The sequence below is a fragment of the Synechococcus sp. H60.3 genome, from assembly GCF_047462295.1.
GTDB lineage: Bacteria > Cyanobacteriota > Cyanobacteriia > Thermostichales > Thermostichaceae > Thermostichus.
Window position 1 is genome coordinate 27024 of sequence record NZ_JANSIY010000002.1, and the last position, 22744, is coordinate 49767.

The 22744-nt window shown below is 61.3% G+C and carries 21 protein-coding genes and 1 pseudogene; 10 read left to right on the top strand and 12 right to left on the bottom strand.

The features are described 5' to 3' along the window. Nucleotides 1-535: 535 nt before the first annotated feature. Nucleotides 536-1144, bottom strand: coding sequence for a DUF3120 domain-containing protein (locus NW841_RS00490; protein WP_414365565.1), 609 nt, complete (start codon nt 1142-1144; stop codon nt 536-538). 275 nt (nt 1145-1419) lie between these two features. Here NW841_RS00490 and NW841_RS00495 point away from each other — a divergent pair, with 275 nt between their 5' ends. Then, the gene (locus NW841_RS00495; RefSeq protein WP_414365566.1) at nt 1420-2466 is read left to right on the top strand and encodes a glucokinase; all 1047 of its coding nucleotides are present in this window, start codon (nt 1420-1422) and stop codon (nt 2464-2466) included. Nucleotides 2467-2569: 103 nt separating this feature from the next. Here NW841_RS00495 and NW841_RS00500 read toward each other — a convergent pair whose 3' ends face one another. After that, complete coding sequence (locus NW841_RS00500; RefSeq protein ID WP_414365567.1) at nt 2570-3145, bottom strand: NUDIX hydrolase; 576 nt, start codon at nt 3143-3145, stop codon at nt 2570-2572. Between the two features lie 91 nt (nt 3146-3236). On the opposite strand from NW841_RS00500, the gene trpE reads away from it, so the two are divergent. From trpE to NW841_RS00520, 4 genes are all read left to right on the top strand, one after another. Further along, a complete protein-coding gene (trpE, locus tag NW841_RS00505) occupies nt 3237-4733 on the top strand; it encodes an anthranilate synthase component I (protein WP_414384941.1) in 1497 nt (498 codons plus the stop codon). A gap of 6 nt (nt 4734-4739) precedes the next feature. Next, a complete protein-coding gene (locus NW841_RS00510; RefSeq protein WP_414384919.1) occupies nt 4740-5537 on the top strand; it encodes a phytanoyl-CoA dioxygenase family protein in 798 nt (265 codons plus the stop codon). Between the two features lie 83 nt (nt 5538-5620). After that, the gene (gene chlG / locus NW841_RS00515) at nt 5621-6685 is read left to right on the top strand and encodes a chlorophyll synthase ChlG (RefSeq protein WP_414377284.1); all 1065 of its coding nucleotides are present in this window, start codon (nt 5621-5623) and stop codon (nt 6683-6685) included. Nucleotides 6686-6841: 156 nt separating this feature from the next. Further along, complete coding sequence (locus tag NW841_RS00520) at nt 6842-7297, top strand: hypothetical protein (protein WP_414384921.1); 456 nt, start codon at nt 6842-6844, stop codon at nt 7295-7297. Here NW841_RS00520 and NW841_RS00525 read toward each other — a convergent pair. The 3 genes from NW841_RS00525 to NW841_RS00535 all read right to left on the bottom strand — a co-directional run bounded on the left by NW841_RS00525 (nt 7290) and on the right by NW841_RS00535 (nt 10442). Further along, nucleotides 7290-8675, bottom strand: a complete 1386-nt coding sequence (locus NW841_RS00525; protein ID WP_414384924.1) for an MFS transporter — start codon at nt 8673-8675, stop codon at nt 7290-7292. The two genes, NW841_RS00520 and NW841_RS00525, sit on opposite strands and share 8 nt — an antisense overlap. Before the next feature lie 66 nt (nt 8676-8741). Beyond that, nucleotides 8742-10154 (bottom strand): aspartate ammonia-lyase, encoded by a 1413-nt coding sequence (locus NW841_RS00530; protein ID WP_414384925.1) that lies wholly within the window; start codon nt 10152-10154, stop codon nt 8742-8744. Nucleotides 10155-10163: 9 nt separating this feature from the next. Further along, complete coding sequence (locus tag NW841_RS00535; protein WP_414365574.1) at nt 10164-10442, bottom strand: hypothetical protein; 279 nt, start codon at nt 10440-10442, stop codon at nt 10164-10166. A 300-nt stretch (nt 10443-10742) separates the two neighbouring features. Between NW841_RS00535 and infC the strand changes: the two genes are divergently transcribed. From infC to NW841_RS00550, 3 genes are all read left to right on the top strand, one after another. Next, a complete protein-coding gene (gene infC, locus NW841_RS00540; protein ID WP_414365575.1) occupies nt 10743-11300 on the top strand; it encodes a translation initiation factor IF-3 in 558 nt (185 codons plus the stop codon). A 15-nt stretch (nt 11301-11315) separates the two neighbouring features. After that, nucleotides 11316-11780 carry a thioredoxin-dependent thiol peroxidase gene (gene bcp / locus NW841_RS00545; RefSeq protein WP_414384927.1) on the top strand — a complete coding sequence of 155 codons (465 nt, stop codon included), beginning with the start codon at nt 11316-11318 and terminating at the stop codon, nt 11778-11780. A gap of 153 nt (nt 11781-11933) precedes the next feature. Then, the gene (locus tag NW841_RS00550) at nt 11934-13859 is read left to right on the top strand and encodes a serine/threonine-protein kinase (protein WP_414384928.1); all 1926 of its coding nucleotides are present in this window, start codon (nt 11934-11936) and stop codon (nt 13857-13859) included. Between the two features lie 144 nt (nt 13860-14003). Here NW841_RS00550 and NW841_RS00555 read toward each other — a convergent pair whose 3' ends face one another. Together NW841_RS00555 and NW841_RS00560 are read right to left on the bottom strand one after the other, a co-directional pair. Further along, entirely contained in the window at nt 14004-15497 is a 1494-nt protein-coding gene (locus NW841_RS00555) for a YcjF family protein (RefSeq protein ID WP_414384930.1), read from the bottom strand. Between the two features lie 283 nt (nt 15498-15780). Then, the gene (locus tag NW841_RS00560; protein ID WP_414333977.1) at nt 15781-15948 is read right to left on the bottom strand and encodes a hypothetical protein; all 168 of its coding nucleotides are present in this window, start codon (nt 15946-15948) and stop codon (nt 15781-15783) included. Between the two features lie 103 nt (nt 15949-16051). Between NW841_RS00560 and NW841_RS00565 the strand changes: the two genes are divergently transcribed. After that, entirely contained in the window at nt 16052-17827 is a 1776-nt protein-coding gene (locus NW841_RS00565; RefSeq protein WP_414384931.1) for a phospholipase D-like domain-containing protein, read from the top strand. A gap of 9 nt (nt 17828-17836) precedes the next feature. Here the strand turns inward: NW841_RS00565 and NW841_RS00570 are convergent, their stop codons facing one another. Further along, nucleotides 17837-18820 carry an acetyl-CoA carboxylase carboxyltransferase subunit alpha gene (locus NW841_RS00570; RefSeq protein ID WP_414377302.1) on the bottom strand — a complete coding sequence of 328 codons (984 nt, stop codon included), beginning with the start codon at nt 18818-18820 and terminating at the stop codon, nt 17837-17839. A 171-nt stretch (nt 18821-18991) separates the two neighbouring features. On the opposite strand from NW841_RS00570, the gene NW841_RS00575 reads away from it, so the two are divergent. Next, on the top strand, nt 18992-19525 hold the full coding sequence (locus NW841_RS00575; RefSeq protein WP_414384932.1) for a hypothetical protein: 534 nt from the start codon (nt 18992-18994) through the stop codon (nt 19523-19525). A gap of 23 nt (nt 19526-19548) precedes the next feature. On the opposite strand, the gene NW841_RS00580 is transcribed toward NW841_RS00575, so the two are convergent. The 4 genes and pseudogenes from NW841_RS00580 to NW841_RS00595 form a co-directional block, all read right to left on the bottom strand. Further along, on the bottom strand, nt 19549-20028 hold the full coding sequence (locus tag NW841_RS00580) for a bis(5'-nucleosyl)-tetraphosphatase (protein WP_414372295.1): 480 nt from the start codon (nt 20026-20028) through the stop codon (nt 19549-19551). Between the two features lie 5 nt (nt 20029-20033). After that, nucleotides 20034-21269 carry a hypothetical protein gene (locus NW841_RS00585; RefSeq protein ID WP_414384933.1) on the bottom strand — a complete coding sequence of 412 codons (1236 nt, stop codon included), beginning with the start codon at nt 21267-21269 and terminating at the stop codon, nt 20034-20036. 67 nt (nt 21270-21336) lie between these two features. Beyond that, on the bottom strand, nt 21337-21528 hold the full coding sequence (locus NW841_RS00590; protein ID WP_414366827.1) for a hypothetical protein: 192 nt from the start codon (nt 21526-21528) through the stop codon (nt 21337-21339). A gap of 41 nt (nt 21529-21569) precedes the next feature. Then, nucleotides 21570-22744: pseudogene (locus NW841_RS00595) on the bottom strand (hypothetical protein); the annotation flags it as partial.

Below are 22744 nucleotides of genomic sequence, written 5' to 3' on the forward strand. Positions count from 1 at the left end.
GAAGCAGACGCATCGACACAGCGGGGCAGCTGGGTAGCCCCCTAATTTAGTACGGGGCGGAAAAGCCCGTTCGCGTTAGCGGGACGGAGTCCTTGAGCGACTTGAGTCGCTCGCCAATGTAAGTACCCACCCCGGTGAAAGACCCGGACAGTGCTGTAAGTCAACAAGTGAGCGGAACCTTGAGACTGGGTTCCAAGGAACCGTCTAGGGGCGTCTTGAGAGCGCCTTTGCAAGTCTGTCTGTGGACTGCGTAAGACTCCCCCGACTAAAGTCGGAGGAGTGTCAACCCACTAGCCTTGACCCTCTCTCCCCTGCCATAGCTTGCTTTCGCGCAGGGGTAAGCCAGGGGATTCTTCTTAGCTTGTAGGAGTGCTCCCACTTGAGAAGTCGGCTACCTACACTTGGAACGAACAGTTCCTTCGCGGCTACCTGGCCACAACAAAGCGCTACGTAGAAACCCAAAAGAACGGTAGGTGAGCTCAATGCCGGGGCTTGCGCTGCCATTCTCTTAGTCAGCACCGCAGAGGTGGCTGGCTCAGCGAAGCGAAGCCGCCCCCCACAGAAAAAAACCATCCACCAACAGGGTGTTCAGCACTGCTCCGGCAAAGGCCCAATGGTGCAGGCGACGGGATCCCTGAATGACCCACAGGCCAACCCCAAGGAGCAGAAGGCTTAAGCCGATGCCCCAAGCTACCCCCCAAGGGGTGGCCATTTTGTTGAGCGCAGCCATGAACGGGACGGCTGCCTGATCCAGGCGGTCAAACCGCATTGCCTGCCGCCACTCCGGCAACAGCCCCACCGAGTGAATGTAAAGATCTGTCACTGCTGTGCCCCACAGGGAGCCGAGATAAAACCAGGTGCCGATGCGGGCAAAGCGTTGCCGTGCCCCCCACCAGACAATCGGGATCCCCAGAGCTTCCACCGGCATGTGCCAGAGGGGCTCCCAGCGCAGCCAGCCCCAGTAGAGGGATCCTGCCAGCCAAGTCAGCGTGAAGCCGTAGAGCAGATCCCCCCAGATGCGGCTGCGGGGCCGCGAGTAGAGCCGCAAGCTAAGGCCCAGCCAGCCTAGAGTCATCGCCAAGCTCAGCCAAGGGCCATAGCGCACCAGGGGCGCTTCCACGAAAACGGGTAGGCACACCAGCACAGCCGCCGCCGCCCCGATGGCATGGTAAGACGGAAGCCGCCTTCGCAGAGAAAAGGGGGGAAGCTCCCGTCCAACTAAGCTCTGGGAGGACAGGGAAGGTTCCTCTTGGAGAGGCGGCGAACAAGATGTAGGAAGCAAAACGCAATCTTAGAAACTTTTACATCAGTTAACATAGCATCTTCCCTGCCCTTTCCCGCCCTGGCCAAGCAGGGCCGGCGTTGCCAGGGTATTGCCGGAAATGTCAGGGTGAGAATAACGCGCTGCCTGAGAAAACTATGGAGTTGCTGTTGGCGGGGGATATCGGGGGTACCAAGACCAGCCTCAGCCTCTTCAATGCCCAAGATCCCGACCACAGCCTCTACCACTGCCGCTATGCCAGCCAAAGCTATCCCAACCTCACGCCGGTGGTGCTGGAGTTTCTGGCCCAGGCGCGGCAGGAGCTGGGGCGAGATCCACGGCCGGTTGCTGCCTGTTTTGCTGTGGCTGGACCCGTGATGGAAGAGAAGGGGGGCACGTGGCCAGGGGGACAAACGGCCAAAATCACCAACCTGCCCTGGAGCCTGCACTCAGGCCAATTGGCGGCAGAGCTGGGGATCCCACGCCTAGCTTTGATCAACGACTTCAGCGCCGTGGGGTATGGGGTGCTTGCCCTGCGAGATCAGGATCTGGAAACACTGCAGGCAGGGGAGCGGCAGCCCCAGGCTCCCATCGGTGTCATCGGGGCAGGCACAGGCCTGGGGCAGACCTACCTCACGTGGGGAGAAGGCGGCTACCAGGTTCATGCCAGCGAGGGGGGGCATGTGGATTTTTCTCCACGTACCCCTTTGGAATGGGAGCTGCTGCGGTATCTGCAACAACGACATGGGCGCGTCTCCACCGAACGGGTGGTCTCGGGGCAGGGGATCGTGGCCATCTATCAATTTCTGCGGGATAGCCGCTGGGGCCAAGGAGAGGAGCAGTTGCTGGCCCAAATTGCCGCGTGGGAGAAGAAAGCTAGCCCCATCGACCCGGCAGCCCAAATTGCCAATGCCGCCCTGGAGGGACGGGATCCCTTGGCGGTGGAATGCTTGCGGCTATTTACCAGCTTGTATGGGGCCGCTGTCGGCAATTTTGCCCTGCACCTGTTGCCCCGTGGGGGCCTGTTCATCGCCGGCGGGATCGCGCCCAAGCTCCTGCGCCTCTTGCGAGAGGGGGAGTTTTTGCCCTCCTTTTTGGACAAAGGACGGATGCGCCCTCTGCTGGAGCAACTGTCGGTGCAGGTGGTGGTGAACGCCCAGGTGGGCTTGATAGGGGCTGCCCACTATGCCGCCACTTTGCTATAGAGGTCAGGCCTATTGGCGACAAGGATCCCCTCTAGCCCCTCTCCCTTGGGGAAAGGGGGGGCTAGGCGAGGCGCAGGTTCGCCACCAAGGGGGGTGGCCATGCCTAGGGCTTGTCCCTGCTCGCAACGACCGCATTTTCTGCCGCCAAAAACAATTGGGCCCGCCAAAAGCAGGCGATAGATTTGCTATCAAAGTCCAGGCCAAAACGGGCCATTTCCGTTAGTTCAGCAGGCGAAAACTCCACGACGGCGATGTCTTCATCCTCGTCCTTGGCCGGTGGAGCATCCAGCACTTCCAGATCCCGCGCCAGGTAGGCGTACATGATCTCGCTGGAATAGCCGGGGCACAGATAAAATTGGCCGAGGGGATCCCAGCGGTGGGCGCGCAGGCCGGTTTCTTCTTCCAGCTCGCGGCGAATGGTTTCATCCGGATGTTCTCCCGGCTCGACGGTGCCGGCAGGAAATTCGTAAAGGTAGGCGGCGACGGCAAAGCGATACTGGCGAATGCAGACGAACTTGCCTTCGGCAGTTACCGGTACGGCCACGACGCCGCCGGGGTGGATGAGGTATTCCCGCTCCGCCTCTGTGCCGTTGGGAAAGCGCAAACGCTGGCTGACAAAAGTGTACTTGTGACCGTGGAAGCGCAGGCGCTCGCGAAGGATCTGGGATGGGGTGTGCATGGCCAAGGTTCCTGAGAGAAAAGCCCCCCTCAGCTTAATGGTTGCCCGCCTTAGGGTAAAGTCGAGAGGCAAACCGCAGGAAGTGCAGGCCATGATCTTCCCTTCCCTGAAGGAGTTTCTCGCCCTCAGCCAACAGGGCAATTTCATCCCGGTGTACCAGGAATGGGTGGCGGACTTGGAAACGCCTGTCTCTGCCTGGTACCGGGTCTGTGCCGGGCGACCCTACAACTTTTTGTTGGAATCGGTGGAGGGAGGGGAGCAGGTGGCCCGCTACAGCTTCCTCGGCTGCGATCCCCTGTGGGTGCTAGAGGTGCGCGGGGATCAGGCCTTGCAAATCCACCGCGACGGGCGTCGAGAGCAGCACCACGGGGATCCCTTTGCCATTTTGGCCCGCTGCCTGCAGCCCTATGAGCCGGTGCACCTGCCAGAGTTGCCCAGCAGCATTGGCGGGCTGTTCGGCTACTGGGGCTATGAGCTGATTCGCTGGATTGAGCCCAAGGTACCCATCCATCCCCCGCAGCCAGGGGATCCGCCCGACGCCATCCTAATGCAGGTGGACAGCATCCTGATCTTCGACCAGGTGAAGCGCAAGATCTGGGTGGTGGCCTTTGCCGACACGCGCCAGCAGCCGGCGGAGCAGGCCTACGCCCAAGCTTGCCAGCGGGTGGAAACGCTGCTGCAACAGCTCAGCGCTCCCCTGTCGCTATCCCACCTCAGCCTCGACTGGAAGCCCCACCTGCCCGATGCCATTCCCCCCAGCACCCTCAGCCGCGCCGCCTACTGCCAGGCGGTGGAGCAGGCCAAAGCCTACATCCGCGCCGGCGAGATCTTTCAGGTGGTGCTCTCGCAGCGCTTGACCAGCCGCTTTGACGGGGATCCCTTTCGCCTCTACCGCTCCCTGCGGCTGATTAACCCCTCCCCCTACATGGCATTTTTGCAGTTTGGGGATCTGTGCCTGATTGGCTCCAGCCCAGAGGTGATGGTCAAGCTCAGCCGGGTGGGGGAAGAGCGCATCGCCACCGTGCGTCCCATCGCCGGCACCCGCCCCCGCGGCGCCACCCCTGCCGAAGACCGCCAGTTGGAGCAAGAGCTCTTGGCGGATCCCAAGGAGCGGGCGGAGCACGTCATGCTGGTGGACTTGGCCCGCAACGACCTGGGAAGGGTCTGCCGCCTGGGATCCGTGCAGGTGGACGACCTGATGCAGATTGAGCGCTACAGCCACGTGATGCACATCGTCAGCAACGTGGTAGGGCAGTTGGATCCCCGCTACAGCGCCTGGGATCTGCTACGGGCCACCTTTCCTGCCGGCACCGTTACCGGCGCCCCCAAAATTCGCGCCATGCAGATTATCCACGAGCTGGAAGGGTGCCGCCGCGGCCCCTACGCCGGTGCCTACGGCTACTATGACTTCTCCGGCCAACTGAACACCGCCATCACCATCCGCACCCTGCTGGTTCAACGGGGCCAGGTGAGCGTCCAAGCCGGGGCGGGCATCGTGGCCGACTCGGATCCAGAGCGGGAATATCAAGAATGTTTGAACAAGGCGCGGGGCATGCTGATGGCAGTGGCCAGTCTGCAAAAGGGGTAAAGGTTCATGTTAGCCGAGGTGCGCTTTAGCCATACAGGACAGCAGCCGGATCCGGAGACCGTAGAGCAGGCGTTTCACCTGTTTTCCACCGAGGGCTACCTGGTGCTGCCGGAGATCTTCCCCACGGCGCTCATCGACAAGCTGCACAGCAGCTTTCTGGCCACCTACAGCCGCTACTGCACCCACGAGAACCACACCGACGCCCTGTTGGTGGGCAATCGACGAGTGATGGTGACGGTGCGCCTGGAGGGGCCCTTTAACGATCCCCTGCTCTATGCCCACCCCTTAGTCCTGCCTATTTTGCAGCGAATCTTGGGATCAAGCCTGATCCTGAGCGGGATGGGGGTGGTAGTTTCTCTGCCGGGATCCGCCGACCAACAGGTTCACCGGGATCTCTCCCACCTCTTCGGCGACGCAATTCTGGATGCCATCATCCCCTGCTATGCCCTCAATCTTCTCATTCCGCTGGTGGATGTCAACGAAGAGAACGGCATAACCCGTCTCTGGCCCGGCAGCCATGCCGTTTTCGAGGCCCACTACACCGAGCTGGCCCGACAGATGCCCTTTGTCGATCCGCCGCTGGCCAAGGGATCCTGCCTGCTGTTCGATTACCGCTTGATCCACCTAGGCCGGGCCAATCGTTCTACCACTCCCCGGCCTCTCCTTTACAACACCTACAGCCGACCTTGGTTCCGGGATCCCGTCAACTACACCCGGCAGCCCCCCTTGGTGATCCCGGCAGCCGAGAAAGAGCGGATCCCGGCCCAGCACCAATCCCTATTCGTGGCAGCGCAGATTATCTAGAGGAAAGTTTTGAGGAACGGGGGAAGATGCCTCAGAATGGGGGTGGGTATCCCCGTTGTTGAAGTTTGATTGCGCACCCCACTATGAGCGAAAGCACCTCTCAAGAGCCATCTTTGGCGCCAGCGGCAGACGCAATGGCCCCTGCTGCGGATCCCAGCGCAGAAACCGCGCCGGCTCCTGAAACCGACCAAGGATCCGCCAGCCGGCGTGTCCGTCAACTTTTGGGCATGAAAGGGGCGGAGGTGGAGTCTCGCTCCGTTTGGCAAGTCCACCTGCAACTGATGAAGCCCGTCACCTGGATCCCACTGGTGTGGGGCCTGATTCCGGGGGCGGCCTCTTCTGGCCACTTTACCTGGACTTGGGAGAACGTGGCCCTCATCCTGGTGGGCATGATCCTGGCCGGCCCCCTGATGACCGGCTACACCCAGACTCTGAACGAGTACTACGACCGCGACATCGACGCCATCAACGAGCCCTACCGCCCCATCCCTTCTGGGGCCATCTCCCTCCGGCGGGTGGTTATCCAGATCTGGGTGCTGCTGATCTTGGGGCTGGGGTTGGCCTATGCCCTGGACTGGTACACCGGCCACGACTTCCCGGTGATCACCTGCATTGCCCTGGCGGGAGCCCTAATTGCCTACATCTACTCGGCGCCGCCCCTGAAACTAAAGCGCAATGGCTGGCTGGGCAACTACGCCCTGGGCGCCAGCTACATTGCTTTGCCCTGGTGGACAGGCCACGCCCTGTTTGGCCAGCTCAACTGGACAGTCTGCATCCTAACTCTAATCTACAGCTTGGCCGGCTTGGGGATTGCCGTGGTCAACGATTTCAAGAGCATGGAGGGGGATCGGCAGTTTGGCCTGGCCTCGCTGCCGGTGATGTTTGGCGCTATGGGGGCGGCCTGGATCGCGGCGCTGATGATTGACCTATTTCAGTTCGGCATGGCCTCGTTTTTGCTGGGAGCCGGCCTAAAGCTCTACGCCGCAATTTTGGTGCTGCTCATTATCCCCCAGATCACCTTCCAAGACATGTACCTGCTGCGGGATCCGCTGAAGAATGACGTGAAATACCAGGCCAGCGCTCAGCCTTTTCTGGTGTTGGGGATGTTGGTGGTGGGTCTGGCGCTGGGGCGTTCCGGGCTGTGGTAGTCGAGCCGAAGGCCAAGTGCCCATCCTGGCAAGCGAGGTGACGGCTTCTGCCCTGGGTCATCCTCCCTACCGGGGCCAAGATCAAGTTAGGGATCCCTCTAGGGTAGCCGATGGATCCCAAAGAGTGGAATGGCCCTGGGCCAAAGGAGAGGTCCGATGAAACTGTTTTTTCCCCGCCCACTGGGGCTAAGCCTGGCTTTGCTCTTGGGGGCTGTCGCTCCTGTACAAGCTCAGCGGATCGTCATCGACGGGCGCGGGATCGTTGTCGAACCCAGCACCGGTGGCTCGGTTATCCTCAACCCCGACCAGCCGCTCTTGGCTCCGTTCCCGCCCGGGGGAGTTCCTTTTTCCATCGATGCCGAGGGCCAAGTGGTCTCTGCCCCTGGCTACCGCTGCAGCGCCACCACTGCTGCCGACAACTCCCCCATCATCTGCCGCTCCCAGTTCAATCCCAACGACGTGGTGGTCTACGAGCGGGATGGCCGCTCCAACACCTTCTTCGTCAATACTGACAACACCGGGATCCGGCCCAGCGGCAGCGGCCTGCGGATTCTGCCCAACTCCGAGCCGGTGCAGCCTTCCGGCAGCGGCCTGCGCATCCTCCTCAACTAACAGAGGGGAAGCGACCCCCTCCCGCCCGTCTTGCTTCTAGTTCCTGCAGGATCTGCCGGTGGCGCTGCCGGGTGATGGGGTAGAGCCACACCAGCAGGATGCCGCCGATTAAAACCACCGCCGGCAAGGGGCCAATGGCAAGGCGGATGGCCAACAGGGCCGATTCCGGCTGGGTGGGCGGCGGCTCCCCGGCCACCGAAGGGATAAAGCCAGACCACTCCAGAACTTGCCCTAGGAAAAACAGCCCCAGTCCTAGGCCTACCTTTTGCAGGAACACCATCAAGGCGTAGAAGATCCCTTCCCGCCGCTCCCCAGTTTGCAGCTCGTCCAGGTCGATGACATCCGGCAACATCGACCAGGGGCCGAGGTAGGCCGTGGCCGAAACCCCCACCCCCGCCAATAGCGCCAGGGCAATCATGAGCCGCTCCTGGCCGGGCTGTAGGAAAAACAGGCCGGCTTGCGAGATCAGCCAAAACCCCGCCCCGATCAGGTACATGGCGCGCTTGCCCAGGTGGGCGCTCAGTCGCGTCCAGGCAAACAGGGTCAGCACCGCAACGCTCTGAACCGCCAACACCACTAGCGAGATCCACACTTCCGGCAACTGCATCCAGAAAACGATGAAATAGGGGATGATCGTGGCCGTAAACTGAAACGCCAGCCAAGAACACAGGTAGATGCCGCTGACAAATAGATAGGGGCGGTTGCTGAAGGCCACCCGCAGTTGCTGCAGTAGGGGCAGCGGATCCCGCCAGGATTGATACCGTTCTCGCACCCCCCAAAAGCAGAGCAGCAGGGGCACAGCCGAGATCCCCCCAAAACAAGCTCCCGCCAGCAGATGGCCAGCAGCCCGATCCGGCAGCAGGTTAACCAAAAGCGGAAAGCTGACTACTGCAACCATGCTGCCCCCCACCGAGAAGGCAAAGCGGAACTGGTTGAGCTGGGTGCGCTCGTCGTAGTCTTGGGTTAGCTCCGCTGTCAGAGAGGCATAGGGAATGTTGGCGGCAGAGTAGAAGGTGTTAAACAGCAGCGACACCGCCAGGTAATAGGCAAACAAAAGCCCAGTTCGACCGGGAAAAGGGATCCACCACTGCGCCGCAAAGGTCAGGGCAAAGGGAAGAGCCGAAAACAGCAACCAGGGGCGGCGACGGCCCCAACGGCTGCGGGTGCGGTCGCTGAGGATGCCGATGAGGGGATCGTTGAGGGCATCCCAAAAGCGGGTGATGGCGTAGATGCTGCCGGCCAGGCCCGCCGCCAGGCCGACAGTATTGGTGAGAAAGGGCAGCAGGAAAAAGATGAGGATATTGGCCGTCATGCCCGTGCCCAGATCCCCCACCCCATAGGCCAGCTTGGTCCACCAGCTTAGTCGTCTGTCGGCCATGGCTTGCTCGGCAAAGGGGTGTTGACGGGGAAGGGGCGGAGGCCAATGGCCTTTGTGGCAGAGGGGCTAGACGCGCATCTGGCTCATTGCCTCTAGATCTAGCACCCTGGCCACCTCTTCTGGACTCATCAAGTTGCGCTCTAGGACAATCTGGCGGATGGGCTTCCCCGTTTCCAGGGAGATCTTGGCCACTTCTGCCGCCTGCAGGTAGCCAATGTAGGGGTTGAGGGCAGTCACCAAAGCCAGTGTCCCCTCTGCATAGCTGCGACAGCGATCCGCCTGGGCGGTGATGCCGCTGACGCAACGTTCAGTAAAGACCCGCAGGCTGTTGTTGAGGATCTGCAGGCTATGCAGGAGGTTATAGGCAATCAGGGGCATCATCACGTTGAGTTCAAACTGCCCTGCCTGGGCCGCAAGGACAATGGCAGTGTCGAGGCCGATGACCTGAAAGCAGACCATGTTCAGCATCTCAGCCATCACCGGGTTGTACTTGCCGGGCATGATGGAGGAGCCGGGCTGCACCGGCGGCAGTTGGATCTCTTTAAGGCCGGTCTTAGGGCCGGAATCCATCAGCCGCAGGTCATTGGCCAATTTGATGCCGTCTTGGGCCAGGTTGCGCAGGGATCCCGATAGGTGCACCAAGGGGGCCATGCTCTGCATCGCCGCCATGGGATGGGGAGCCGGCGTGAGGGGCAACTGGGTGTACTCTGCCAGCCGCTGCACCACCTTTTGCCGGTATAGGGGATGGGTGTTGAGGCCGGTGCCAACGGCGCTTCCCCCCAGCCCCAGGCTGCACAGGGCTTGGCTGGCCTCCTCAATCCAGCGGCGGTGCTGGGCAAAGATGGCTGCGTAGGCGCCGAAGCTGTCCCCTAGGCGCACCGGCACTGCATCCTGCAAATGGGTGCGGCCCGCCTTGAGGATGGCGCGAAACTCCTGCGCCTTTTGCTCCAGCGCCGCCACCAGGTTGTCCAGCGTGCCCAGGAGATCCCGCTGCACCCGCAGTAGGGCGGCCAGACGAATGGCGGTGGGGATGACATCGTTGGTGGACTGGCCATAGTTGACATGGTCGTTGGGGCTAACCCGCTCGTAGCGCCCCTTAGGCTCCCCCAGAATCTCCAGGGCGCGGTTGGCCAGCACCTCGTTGACATTCATGTGGTGGGAGGTGCCTGCCCCGGCCTGGTAGACATCCACCACAAACTGATCCCGCAGGGATCCCTGGAGGATCTCGTCCGCTGCTTGGACGATGGCCTTGGCCACCTCAGGGGGAATGCAGCCCAGCTCGCCGTTGACTTCAGCCGCCGCCTTTTTAATGAGTACACAGGCCTCCACGTACTCCGGTAGCGGCTTGAGGCCGCTGATGGGAAAATTCTCCAGGGCGCGGGCGGTTTGGATGCCGTAGTAGACCGACTGGGGCAATTGCCGCTCCCCCATCGAGTCTCGCTCGCTGCGCACTTGCAGTGGGTCTGTCTTTGGAACCATAGCACAGCTTTAGCTGGCAGGGCTCTCCTCAGCGGGTTTTTGGGAAGGCTCCTGCAGGGCTAGGGATCCCTTTTCCTGGAGGGCGGCCAGCTGTTGGCTGAGGCGCTCGTTGTTTTCCGCCAAGACGAGCACCATGGCCGCGCAGGCCAGATGGACTCCGGCCCGGAATTCGGCCGAGGTTTTGTACTGGGCCAGCGCCTCGCTGTCTCCTTCCCGCGGGCTTAGGATCAGTTGCACCGACTTTTGGGCCAACTCTTTCAGTTCCCGTTCCGTTAAACCGAGCTGCACTGCTTCTGCCCTCCCTTCTAACCGGAAAACAAGCCCCACCCTGCCCTCTCGCCAGCAGGATTGCCACTTTGGTTATCCTACCGCGGTTGCTGCCCCAATCCGGCATCCTTACTTCCAGGGGATCGGCTCAGAACCCCTAGAAGAAAACAAAAAATGCCAGCTAGTATAAGTGCAGCATGCTTTGCCCTTCTGGCCGATGGCCCACTTGGGGGTGCAAGTCCATCGGCCGGCAACGGCGCAAAATAGCCTGCTATTCTCTGAGTACTACCCATCTTGGTTGTTGTTCACAGAGAGGAAAACTTGTCCGTAGAACGTCCACTTGACCGCTTTCCCCACAAGCAGCGCGCAGAGCTGCCGGCGATTAACGAGCGCATCCGCTTCCCCAAAATTCGCCTCATCGATACCGATGGCACCCAGTTGGGGATCATGAGCCCGCGCGAAGCCCTGCGCTTGGCCGAAGAAAAAGATCTGGACTTGGTCTTGGTGAGCGACAAAGCGGATCCCCCGGTCTGCCGCATCATGGACTACGGCAAGTTCAAGTTTGAGAAGGAGAAAAAAGAACGGGAGGCCCGCAAAAAACAACACACCGCCGAGATCAAGGAAGTGAAGTTTCGCTACAACATCGGCGAGCACGACTACCACGTGCGCCTGCGCAGCGCCCAGCAGTTTTTGGGGGATGGAGACAAGGTGAAGGCCACGGTGATGTTCCGCGGCCGCGAGGCGCAGCACGCCGAGTTGGGAGAAGAATTGTTGCACCGCCTGTTCAAAGACCTAGAAGACGTGGCGGAAATGCAGCAGCCCCCCCAGAAGGAAGGGCGAAACATCATCATGATCCTCTCCCCGAAAAAATCGACCTGAGGATGAATCCCACCGATGCCGCTAGCAGTTGGGGATCCCGCGCCGGAGTTCACCTTGCCCGATGCCGAGGGCAACTTGATCAGCCTGGGCCAGTTGCGGGGCCGGCGGGTGGTGCTCTATTTCTACCCGCGGGACAACACCCCCGGCTGCACCCGAGAGGCCTGTGGCTTTCGGGAGGCCTACGCCGACTATCAAGCCCACGGGATCCAGATCTTGGGGGTGAGTGCCGACGACGCCCGTTCCCACCAAAAGTTTGCCCAGAAGCTGCAACTGCCCTTTCCGCTGTTGGTGGATGAGGGGGCCAAAGTGGCCAGTGCCTATGGGGTCTATGGCCCGAAAAAGTTCATGGGCAAAGTGTACAACGGCATTCACCGCACCACCTTTGTCATCGATCCGGAAGGGAAGATCGAGGCTATTATCACCAAGGTCAAGGTGGAGACTCACGCGGCGGAGCTGCTCCAGCAGTTAACTGGCTCCTAGTCTCTCTGTTGGGGGGTGCAGGGGGAGGGGGAGCCCTGTCGGCAAAGCTGCCGATAGGTCTAGCGTTCCCCTGCCGAGGTTAGGACAAAAAGGGATCAGTTAAGGGATATAACAATACAAATACAAAGTGCTGGTATGGATTCCCCTGGGGCCGTGTCCCGACGCACCCGTACCACCAAGTCCATTCACGAGAGCTACCAAATTTTGGGTCTGGCTGGCCAAGGGCAGTATGGGCGTGTGTTTTGCGCCTGGCCCCGCCAAGGGGGGGAGCTGGTGGCCCTCAAGGAGCTGCCGGCGGAGCGCTTTCCCACCCCCAACCTGCTGCGGGAGCTGCGCTACCTGCTGACGTTGAACCACCCCAATATCACCCGCTGCTACGCCCTCGAACATGCCCGTGAGGGGCGCTATTTGGTGTTGGAGTACTGCGAGGGAGGCACCCTGCGGGAGTTGATCGACCAGGTGGAGCAGGGGCTGTGGCTACCGGTCAAGCAGGTTTTGGGCTTTGTGGATCAGATCTTGGCCGGCTTGGATCATGCCCATCGACAGGGGGTAATTCACTGCGATGTGAAGCCGGAGAACATTTTGCTCAAGCCCACGCCGCAGGGTTGGCAACTGAAGCTGACGGACTTTGGCATCGCCCGCCACCCCCAGCCTGCTCCTGGCGAGATCACGGCTACCGGATCCCCGGCCTACATGGCCCCGGAGCGCTTCTACGGCCAGTTTAGCCCCGCTTCCGACCTCTACGCGGTAGGGATCATCCTCCTGGAGCTGTTGACGGGTCAGCGGCCCTTTTCCGGCTCCCCTAGCCAGTTGATGCACGCCCATCTCAACCAGCGGTTTGTCTGTCCAGAGGGGATCCCGGCCCCGCTGCAGGAGCTGCTGGAGATCACGTTGCGCAAGTTGCCCCTGCGGCGGTTTCGCACGGCGGCGCAGATGCGCTCGGCTCTGGCGGTGTTGGCCCAGGAGTGGCAGGAGCCAGCCAGTTGCTGGGTTGGCCCTCGCCTGCCCCGGTGGTCTCCCCCCGGTTTGCAGATCTGGGATCTGCCGGATCCAGGTTTTGTTGGCGGTGGCGGGATCGAGTCCCTGCCTGAGCAAAAGTTCTACATCTGCGAGGATCCCGGCGGCTGCCGCTCTCCGCTGCTGTTGCGGGTGACCTCCCAAAAGCTGGAGTGGCTAGAGCTGCAGGCCCTTGCCTCAGGAGCGCTGCCTCTAGCCTGTTTCTCCTTGGCCGAACCGTTGCAGCAAGTGCTGCCCTTGCCGAGCTTCCCGGAGGCTTTGGCTTTTTCCAAAAGCAGCCTTTTGCACCTAAGTCCCGCACGCATCCGTACCTTGCTGAGTTTTGCGGAGGATTGGCGGGCCACCTGGCTAGAGGAGCGGCAGGAGCTAATCTGGGCCACCGCCCAAGAGCTGGGGGCTGTGCAGTGGCAGCCAAAAGGGCCAACCGCCGCTCAGCCCTTCCCTGAGTTCCACTGCTATTTCCGCTGGCCTGGGCAGAGGTTGCAGCCGGATGGCCAGGGATCCCTGCCCCGCTTGCTGGCCCTCTCGGATTATCTGGTTTTGCTGACCGGTGCGGGGCGGCAGTGGGTGCAGATGAGCCTTTTGCCCTATCCCACCGGTTTGCCTTTGCAGCCGGGATCCCAGCCGCTGCGCTATCACCTACCCCTGGATCCCAAAGGGAGGGTGCTCAGCTTGGGGGAACGGCTGATTTTTGCCCCCAGGGATGGAGAGGGGCAGGGATGCTGCCCCCACCTTTGCTCGGTGCAGGTCAACCCTCTGCGGCTGCGCCGCTGGTTTTTGAAGGGGTGGCCCCTGCAGATGGCCAAGGCCCCTTGGGGCGTGCTGCTGCTGTGTCGCGAGGGAGAGGAGTTCTCTTCCCTTTGGTTGTATAGCAAGGGGGGGGATCCCTTGGCCCAGGTGGCCGTGCCGCCCGGATCCGAGGTGTTGCAGGTGGGGCAAAGGGGACTGGTCTGGCTGCAAGTGCCCAAGACCGGGAAGCCGCAGCAATTTCAGCTTTGGCAGTTGGATCTTAACCAGTTGCCGGCCAATGGCCATGCTGCTGAGGTGGTTTCTTTGGGCTAGCGACGGGTCAGTTGCCAGGGATCCTTGCCACTACCTTCGGCTCTGCTTCCTTGGGGAGCGGGAAAAATAGGGGCTGAGAGGGCAGACTGTTTCGCTGCCAACTCTTTGCCCTGAAATGGCTGTAACTGAGCTTGGGCTGTTTGGCTAGCTACTGGAGTGGGCTTGGCGAGCCAATTGCTTGAGAAAGGTCAGAGGATGACGGTTGTGAAGCTGCTGCTTGAGCCGCTCTTGCAGGAGCTCCTCCTGCCAGGGATCCCCCGATTGCAGCCACTCCAAGTAGCTGAGCCCTGCCACCCGCGTCAGATAGGCCCCGCTAGCCGCCTGCAGGGGGATCCCCACAAACATCCAGGGGCTGGCTTTGAGGACAGAGCCTAGGGAGTGGGTAGCCAGCTCTAGTCCCCCGAGCTGCACAATCATTTGCGCCAGGCTGCGGGCAATTTGCTGGGCCTGCTGCAGAGTGATGCGGCGATCGAACACCTGATGCAGCTCCCCGATCATACGCGCCTGGATGGCTACCCCGGCCAGCACATCCAAGGCCGGGAGGGGGGTCACGGCCAAGGCAGCGGCCGTCGCCCACTGCATCCGTTCCACGATCCGGCGACCCTGTTGGTGGCGCTCTTCCCGCAAAGCCTGTTGGACGGCCTCGCCCAGCGTTTGGGTCTGCAACAGGGCGTTGGCCAGGCGCAGATGGGATCCCTTTTGCTGTAGCAGGCGGGCCATCTGCTGGATGAGGGCGGCAGTATCGGGGGGCTGTGGCTCCCAGGTCTCTTGCCGGGATCCGTCTGGAAAGCAGTAGCGGACTTTCAAGGGCTCTGGGTCGGCAGCAATGGCCACCACCTGCTCAGGGGGGATGACGCCGGCGGTGCGCTGGCGCAGGTGGGCCAAGATGATCTCCACCTCTTCCGGCAGCATTTGATCCGTCTTGTTGAGGGCCAGGATGGTGGATTTCCCCAGCCGGGCCAGCTCTAGCAGCTCGGCATATTCCGAGGCCAGCAGATCCCCGGCCACCACCAAGATCAGCAGATCGGCCTTCTGGGCCAGGGCGCGCGCTTCTGCCTCGCCGGCGCCGCCGATGGTCAGCAGGCCAGGGGTATCGGTGAGGGAGATGGGGCCGCTCCAGCCCTCCAGCCGATAGGTGTGAACGGATCCCTGCTGGGTAGTGCCCAGGGTGGGAGCGGTTTCCCCCACAGGCTGCCCCATCAAGGCGTTGATCAGAGAAGTTTTACCAGCAGAGGCAGTGCCGAACACCACCAGGTGCAATTCCTCCTGGGCCAGCCGCCGGTCGATTTCCTGCATCTTGGCCTGTAAGGCGCGACGGCTGATCTCGTTTTGCAGCTTCTGGATGAGGCGATCGACATCCTGCAGATCCGCCTGCACCTGATCCCGGGTCAACTTAACCCGCCGTTTGCCTGGGGTTGGATCCCTCTGCTGTTGGCGAGCCTGTTGCCACCAGCGCTGCACCGCCAGCCCTGCCGCCACCGTTCCTCCCAGGATGCCGGCCACCAGCAGATCTGCCAGCGGCACCGAATAGGGAGCAACAAAGCTGTAGATGCCACTAACCCATTGCAGGTATTGGCTGAGAGCCGCCAAGCCCAGCCCCGTCAATAACCACAGCCACGTGGAGCGCGACAACACCATGCCAACCCACAGCTTGCCCAAATGCCCAATCCGGAACGGAGCCTGATCTCCAGAGAAGCTCTGAAGATCTATCCAGAGGTCTACAAAGGCAAGAGAAGCGATCGCAAATTCAGGACGGCTGAACCCTCTCCGCTGGCAACCCCGGCGCAAGCTGGATCCGCAGCCTCTTCTTTAGCATAGGGCTTAGTGTAGCTGAGCATACAATTTTTTCGGGTGAGCCAGCGCAGGGACGGCTGACCCCAGCTAGGGAATCAACGAGAGAGGCAGGCACTGAAGAGCGTCCTCAGCCCAAGCGGCCAGGGATCCCCGCCAAAACCGCCGGCGGCTCCAGCGGCGCCGGCAGAAACTCACCCCCCCGGTAGTCCAGTAGCTGCACCAGGAGCAAGTAGCCCACCCCCAGGGCAATGGCCAAAGCTCCCGTAACAATAGCCACCCACTTAGGCCGTTCCACGCTGCGCCTCCCCCGTCAACTGCCTATCCCTACCCATGATGCCCGAAACGACCACTTGCGGCCCAGCCAAGGATGTCTGGAAGTTTTTGTATCCTGAGGGGGTGTGAGGTCTGGAGAGATGATGAACGGGATCCCATCTTGGCGGCGGCAACTGCGGCGTTGGCTGCCCTGGGCTGCCCTGCTGCTGCTCCTGGTGGCAATTGGCTACTGGGTAGGCCCCCGACCCCGACCTTATCCCCAAGAGCCAGAGCTGCCCACCCTGGCCCCTCTGCCGCAGCACCCCCGCATCCGGGTGGCCTTCAACCAAAGCCGCGAGAGCACCTATCGGGATCCCTATCGCCAGGTCTATCGCTACGGCTACAACCTAGAGGAGTTGATTATCTCTCAGATTCGCTCTGCCCGGCAGTCGGTGGATGTGGCGGTGCAGGAGCTGAACCTGCCTCTCATTGCCCAAGCCCTGGCCGAGCGGCGGCAGGCCGGGATCCCGGTGCGGGTGATTACCGAAAACACCTATGTGCGGGCCTGGCACCAGCTCACCCCTGCCGAAGTGGGGGCGCTGGACGAGCGCAGCCGTCAAAAGTTCGAAGAGTACCGCCACCTGGTGGATGTGAACCGGGACGGACAGTTCTCCCCTGAGGAGATCGCCAGCCGGGATGTCTATGCCCTGCTCGATGGGGGGCAAGTGCCCTGGCTGGATGACACCGCCAACGGCTCCAAGGGCAGCGGCCTGATGCACCACAAGTTTGTGATTATCGACGGGCAGCGGGTGCTGACCGGGTCGGCCAATTTTACCCTCTCCGATATTCACGGGGATTTCGATGCCCCCGGCAGTGTGGGCAACGCCAATCACCTACTGCTGCTCGATAGCCCCGAGCTGGCCCGCATCTACACCGAGGAATTCAACCTCATGTGGGGGGATGGGCCAGGGGGATCGCCCGACAGCCGCTTCGGCGTGCAAAAGCTCAGGCGCCCCCTGGAGACGGTTTACCTTGACGATGCCATCGTGGGGGTGCATTTTTCCCCTGCCAGCCGCTCCCTGCCCTATGAGGCCACCTCCAACGGCCTCATCGCGGCCACCCTGGCCCAAGCGCGGCAGCAGGTGGATCTGGCTCTGTTTGTCTTTACCGACTCAGGCATTGCCAACCAGCTCAGGCAACTGCGCCAGGAGCGTAACGTAGAAATTCGCGGCCTGTTTGACCCTGGCTTTGCCTTTCGTGACTACAGCCGCACCCTGGAGATGTGGGGGCTGCTGCTCCCCGACGAAAACTGCCGGGTGGACGCGGCCCGCCTGCCCTGGACAGTGCCCGCCTCCTCTGTGGGCGTGCCCAACCTCGCTCCGGGAGACAAACTGCACCACAAGTTCGCCATCGTTGACCCCGGCACCCCCCAGGCCACGGTGATCACCGGATCCCACAATTGGTCGGTGGCGGCCAACCACCTCAACGACGAAAACCTCTTGATCATCCGCAACCAGCGGGTAGCGGATCACTTTGTGCGCGAGTTCGAGCGGCTCCTTGCCGAGGCCCGCTTTGGCCCCAGCCGCCGCCTGCAGCAACAGGCGGAAGAGAGAGCCCGCCTCTGCCCCAGCCCTGTCCCCGTTGCCCTCTCCCCATCTGAAGCAGAGCCGGAGCTGCTGGAAGTCGAGGCGATCTCCGTTCCTAACAGGGGATCCCCTTCCCAGCCGGCTACCCCGCAATCTTCTCGCGTGAACTTAAACACCGCCACCGCAGCGGAGCTGGAGCAGTTGCCCGGCATTGGCCCGGGCCTGGCGCAGCGCATCATTGAGGCCCGCCCCTTCTCCTCCTTGGAAGATCTGCAGCGGGTCAAGGGCATCGGCCCGGCCCGGATTGAGCAACTGCGGGATCGGGTCACCTGGTAGGGATCCCGCCTAGCTTTCCTGAGCCAGCTCCAGAAAAGCTCCCATACGACGAAACTTTTGGTAGCGCTCCTCCCGCAACTCCCGCCCGCTCAGGGCAGAAAGTTCCTTGAGATGTCGTAGGAGCGCCTCCTTTAGGGTCTGGGCAGCTTCCAGAGGAGCGCGGTGGGCGCCGCCAACCGGCTCTGGCAAGATCTCGTCGATCACCTCCAGTTGCAGCAGATCCTGGGCAGTAATGCGCAGGGCGGCGGCGGCTTGGGGCGCTTTCTTGGCATCTTTCCAAAGGATGGCCGCACAGCCTTCCGGCGAGATCACCGAATAAACGGCGTGCTCAAACATCAAGATGCGATCCCCAACGCCAATGGCCAAAGCCCCTCCGGATCCCCCTTCGCCGATGACAGTGCAGATGATGGGGATCTCCAGCCGAAACAGGGTCTGCAGGTTGGTGGCGATGGCCTCCCCTTGGCCCTCAGCCTCTGCCTTGACTCCCGGATAGGCCCCCGGCGTATCGATAAAGGTCAAGAGCGGCAGGCCAAAGCGGTGGGCGTGTTCCATCAGCCGCAGCGCCTTGCGGTAGCCGGCGGGGTTGGGCATGCCGAAGTTGCGGTGGATGTTGTCCTTGGTGTCGCGGCCTTTTTGGTGGCCCAGGATCATCACCGGCTGATCCCCCAGCTTGGCCAGGCCGCCGACGATGGCCGGATCGTCTTGGCCGTGGCGATCCCCGTGCAGCTCAAACCAGTCGTCGCAGATGGTCTGGACATAGTCCAAGGTGGTGGGGCGGCGGGGATGGCGGGCCACCTGCAGCCGCTCGACAGGCGTGAGCTGGCTGAAAATCTCGCGGCGCAGCTCTTCGGCTTTGGCCTCCAGCTGGCGAATCTGCTCGGAGGCGTCGATGTCGTTTTCTTCGGCCAAGGCCCGGATTTCCTGGATGCGCTGTTCGAGGGCGGCAACAGGCTGCTCAAACTCCAGCAGCAGTCGGTCGGTAGCTTTGGTCATGAGCAGTTGAAGTAACCTTGAGTTAAAGTGTGAGTCTGATGCGGGTCACAGCTTTTGAGGTGGTAGGCTGCTGAAGGCCAGGAGCCACTCGCATGGCGGCGCGTAGCGCTATCTTCTCACATCCGGATTTTCTAAGCTAGAGAAGGCCCTCTTCTGGCTCCGCTCAAACCTGTGTTTTCCTCCTCCCACTCCTCTGCGCCTCTTCCCCCCTGGCTGCGCTGGGCGGTGGTGGGATCTGTCGTCCTGGCCATCGCAGGGGGCGCCTTTTGGCACTACGCCCAGCCGGAGCGGCAAATCCAAGTCCACACCCAGAGGTTGCTGCAAGCTGTAGAACGGCGAGATTGGGCCCAAGTAGAAAACTTAGTGGCCGACACTTATCGCGATGGCTGGGGCTTGGACAAAGAGCAGGCACTGGCCTACAGCCGCGAGATCTTCGGCCAGTTTTTGCGCCTGCGCATCCGGCCTCAAGAGCTACAGGTGCAGCTCGGCGCTGGGGATCAAGGCCAAGCCACCCTCTGGTTTATTATTGAGGGATCCGGCGGCCCTCTGGCCAACCTGACGCGGGATCAGGTAAACGCGCTGGAACAGCCCTTCCGCCTGGACTGGCAGCGGCGGGATCCCTACCGTTGGGAGCTAACCCGTCTGGAGAACCCTGCCCTGGAATTGCCCCTTCTCCCTGGTCAAGGACAAGCGGGCCACAAATGAAGGGAGGTCAAGCTGCCCGAAATTTAGAACTTTCCTGCCTGCCAAAGCTGCTCCAAATGGGTCTGGCAGCGCCGCAGGATTTGGCGGCTTTCTTCGAAGGTAATTTGCTCCAAGGCTTCGGGGTAGGAGCACCAGCGGTAGGCGGCTACCTCCTCCGGCTGTACCTGCAGCTCAGGGGGAGGAAACTGGGGCGGCAGCAGGGCCACGTAGTAGGTAACGGTCTTGGCCACCGCGTTCCCCTCTGGATCTGTGAAGGTGTAGGCCTCCTGTAGCGTCAGGGGGTCGGGCTGGCCGGGCAGGGTCAGAAGCTGGTAGTCGGTCAGGCCGGTTTCCTCGCGCAACTCCCGCCGGGCTGCGGCCAGGTCGCTTTCGCCCTCATCTTTGTGCCCTTTGGGGAAGGCCCAATGCCCTTTCTGGTGCTGGATGAGCAGGTAGAGGTGGGATCCCTGGGCGGGCGGGAGGGGCAGCACCGGGATCACGCCGTAGGCAGCATCGGTCAGCATGGGAGCTAGTCTCCAAAGAGTTTGATGGCAGGTGGCCTGGGATCAAAAACCTCGTTGGGATCCACCCGCGGGCGCTCCACCCCTTGCAGGGGCGAGAGAGGGCGACCGGTGTCGAATTGAAAGAGATAGATCGGCAACTGGCTGCTCCCTAAAGGCAAGAAGGCCAAGGTATCGATCTGGGTGAGGGCATTGCGGCTGGCCGGTCGGGTGAGGTTAAAGGCGGCGATGCGGTCTTCCAAGGGGGTCTCTGCGGCAGTGCGTCTGCCCAGGCCAATGCTAAATTGCTGGTTCCCCCGCTCGTCCACTCCTAAGGGCCGCACCTCTCCCAGCTCGACTGAGGGACTGCTCTCCGGCAGACCGGCCACCACCGGCGGCGCATCCAGCGGCGGCTGTGAGGGCAAAAAGCGCAACTGCACCCCCTCTGGCAGAAGGCGATAGTCCTGGTAGTCGTGCCGGATGGCAAGGGATCCCCTGAACACGCGGCGGGTCAGGCCCTCCAGCGTCCAAAACCCATAGCCCACATTGATGCGGCTGCTCTCCGGCAGCCAGTAACGGGTGCCTCCCTGGGGAGCAGGCACTGCCGTAAACCCCATGAGGACATAAGCCTGCCCCCACACCCCTGACAAAAACAAGAGCACCTGCCGCGGCAGCCCTGACTCTGGCTCCAGCCACAGCTCCCGCAGCTGGCCCTCCTGCAGGGGCTCTAGGCGCAAGTGCTGGACAGGGGATCCCGCCAGATCCGCCCGTTCTGAGGAGACGACGCGGTAGCGGCTAGGATCAGCCTCTAGCTCAAAACTTACCGAGGGCAGGAGCGCTTCGGGCCGGCTCACGTACACCGAATACAGCTTGAGCAGGTCCGATTGGTTCACCACCTCCAGTTGCCGCGAATCCAACAGGCGAATGCGATCCCCTTCGGCTACCCACGCCTGCCAACTGCCGTCACGGCGGCGGAGCACATCCAGGGTGGCTGTGAAAGTTTGGGATCCCTCCACCCGCACCTGTTGGCGGTACTGCAAGTTGGGCAGAGGCGGCAACTGCTTCAGGGCAGCGTTGTAGCGCCCTAGCCAAACTTGGGGATCCAGCTCGGCGCTTGGGGAAGAAGCGGTATCTAACTGGGCCAAGGCCGGATCTGCTGCCTGTAGGGCAACCAGCCCCATTAGCAGGAGCACCACTCCGCCGAGATAACCCCTGAGGGATCCCTGCCGTCGCCACCTTCTCGGTTCGAACTGTCTAGGCGACATCAGCTTACCTCGGCTTGCCCTGCTAAATTGAGAGGCTCCCCAGCAGGGATCCCTCCTGCCTGGACGCCTACTCGATGGAAATAGACTGGGGGCCTTGGGTGGGGGCGGGTGAATCCTCCACCCTCAAGCCCTGGGACTCCAGCCAACTGCGCAGCGGATCTTGCTTGATATCCAAGCCCAGCAGGCCGCTCAGGAAGCCCCCGCAGAAGACAACGGGGTTGCTCAAAAAGGTCTTCCAGACCTCGTTGTTGGTGAACATAGCCAACATGCCAAACCCTTCCCTATCCTAGCAGGGCCAAGCTAGACGGCAATTAACTTCTGGCGATCTATGCTTTGCAGGACATTGAAGATGTTGCTGCCAAGGCGCTGGAACTCCTTGCCGCTTTTGTCAGCAAAATGGAGTACCCAGGGAAGCCTGCAGGCTTGAAAGCCACTGGCAGGATGAAGTTGAGAAAGGTGATAAGTCTGTAGAGCCAAGACCTCCAAAGGCGTACTGCCATATTCGTGGACAACTCGCAGGGGCCTTGCGCTGCCAATAGAGCCTGCGCCTTTTCTGCTAATGGGCTCGCTTGTTACCAGAGTAAATGACTTTCGCGAGTAGTCGAAAACAACGGTGCCTATTTTGGCGTCTTTGTACTTACCTTTTCCTTCTTCTATCCCCATCCTTCCTGTACCGCTTTTGCGTATGCCAACAATATCCACAGCAATCTTTTCTTTTTCTAGCTCCTCAATTGTTCTACTAAATTCGCCTCCTTGAACTAAACCATCCCTCATCAAGAGAACCTTGCTGGGATAGCGATCAAGCTTGTCATGAAACTTATTGACAAGTTTGGACACAGTTCGATAAATTGCGTCGCCGGAGAAGGTTTCTCCTCTCTGCACAGCAGGCAGCTCCCAACCTAAGCTCTGCCCATCGGCCAGCACAGCAAAAGCAGAGGCTCCGTAGTATAGCTGCCGATTAGTGCCCACATCAAAGCCAATGATTAGCTCAGGGCGTTCAGGATGGTCGAGGGGTTCCAGGAGTACCGGCTGCCATGCTGCCTTACACAGAAGCCCTAGGACGACGTTTAGGGCTTTGTAGGGATCAGCGCCAGGGATCATAAACTGGGTTGCTATCCCCGCTGCAAGGGCCTCCATGCGGATCTTTTGCTTGCGCTCATTGGGCGACCAGGGCATAATAACCAAAACAGTTTTGATCCCTTGCTCAGCCCAGCGTTGCCAGAATCTTTTTCGGGCAAGATCGCCTTCAGGCAAGTCTTGCTGAGTGGCATAGAAGTCCAGTTCAACTTCTACTCCGCTTTTTTGGGCTACCTCAAGCAAGCACTTGCGCACTTCGCTGGGATACTCTCGCCTGTTGTCATAGAGGTTTAGGCATCCAAACTTAGTCTCGCCTACTTTTGCACATCCCTGATACCTAACTCGAGCAGGATTTTGAACTTGCCTACGATCCGATCCCAATAGCTTTGGCTTGGGCA

Excerpts from the sequence above, each read along its gene's own strand:
- NW841_RS00495 (WP_414365566.1), top strand. The coding sequence starts at position 1,420 with ATGGAGTTGCTGTTGGCGGGGGATATCGGGGGTACCAAGACCAGCCTC.
- NW841_RS00500 (WP_414365567.1), bottom strand. The coding sequence starts at position 3,145 with ATGCACACCCCATCCCAGATCCTTCGCGAGCGCCTGCGCTTCCACGGT.
- trpE (WP_414384941.1), top strand. The coding sequence starts at position 3,237 with ATGATCTTCCCTTCCCTGAAGGAGTTTCTCGCCCTCAGCCAACAGGGC.
- NW841_RS00510 (WP_414384919.1), top strand. The coding sequence starts at position 4,740 with ATGTTAGCCGAGGTGCGCTTTAGCCATACAGGACAGCAGCCGGATCCG.
- chlG (WP_414377284.1), top strand. The coding sequence starts at position 5,621 with ATGAGCGAAAGCACCTCTCAAGAGCCATCTTTGGCGCCAGCGGCAGAC.
- NW841_RS00520 (WP_414384921.1), top strand. The coding sequence starts at position 6,842 with ATGAAACTGTTTTTTCCCCGCCCACTGGGGCTAAGCCTGGCTTTGCTC.
- NW841_RS00525 (WP_414384924.1), bottom strand. The coding sequence starts at position 8,675 with ATGGCCGACAGACGACTAAGCTGGTGGACCAAGCTGGCCTATGGGGTG.
- NW841_RS00530 (WP_414384925.1), bottom strand. The coding sequence starts at position 10,154 with ATGGTTCCAAAGACAGACCCACTGCAAGTGCGCAGCGAGCGAGACTCG.
- bcp (WP_414384927.1), top strand. The coding sequence starts at position 11,316 with ATGCCGCTAGCAGTTGGGGATCCCGCGCCGGAGTTCACCTTGCCCGAT.
- NW841_RS00555 (WP_414384930.1), bottom strand. The coding sequence starts at position 15,497 with ATGGTGTTGTCGCGCTCCACGTGGCTGTGGTTATTGACGGGGCTGGGC.
- NW841_RS00570 (WP_414377302.1), bottom strand. The coding sequence starts at position 18,820 with ATGACCAAAGCTACCGACCGACTGCTGCTGGAGTTTGAGCAGCCTGTT.
- NW841_RS00580 (WP_414372295.1), bottom strand. The coding sequence starts at position 20,028 with ATGCTGACCGATGCTGCCTACGGCGTGATCCCGGTGCTGCCCCTCCCG.
- NW841_RS00585 (WP_414384933.1), bottom strand. The coding sequence starts at position 21,269 with ATGTCGCCTAGACAGTTCGAACCGAGAAGGTGGCGACGGCAGGGATCC.
- NW841_RS00590 (WP_414366827.1), bottom strand. The coding sequence starts at position 21,528 with ATGTTCACCAACAACGAGGTCTGGAAGACCTTTTTGAGCAACCCCGTT.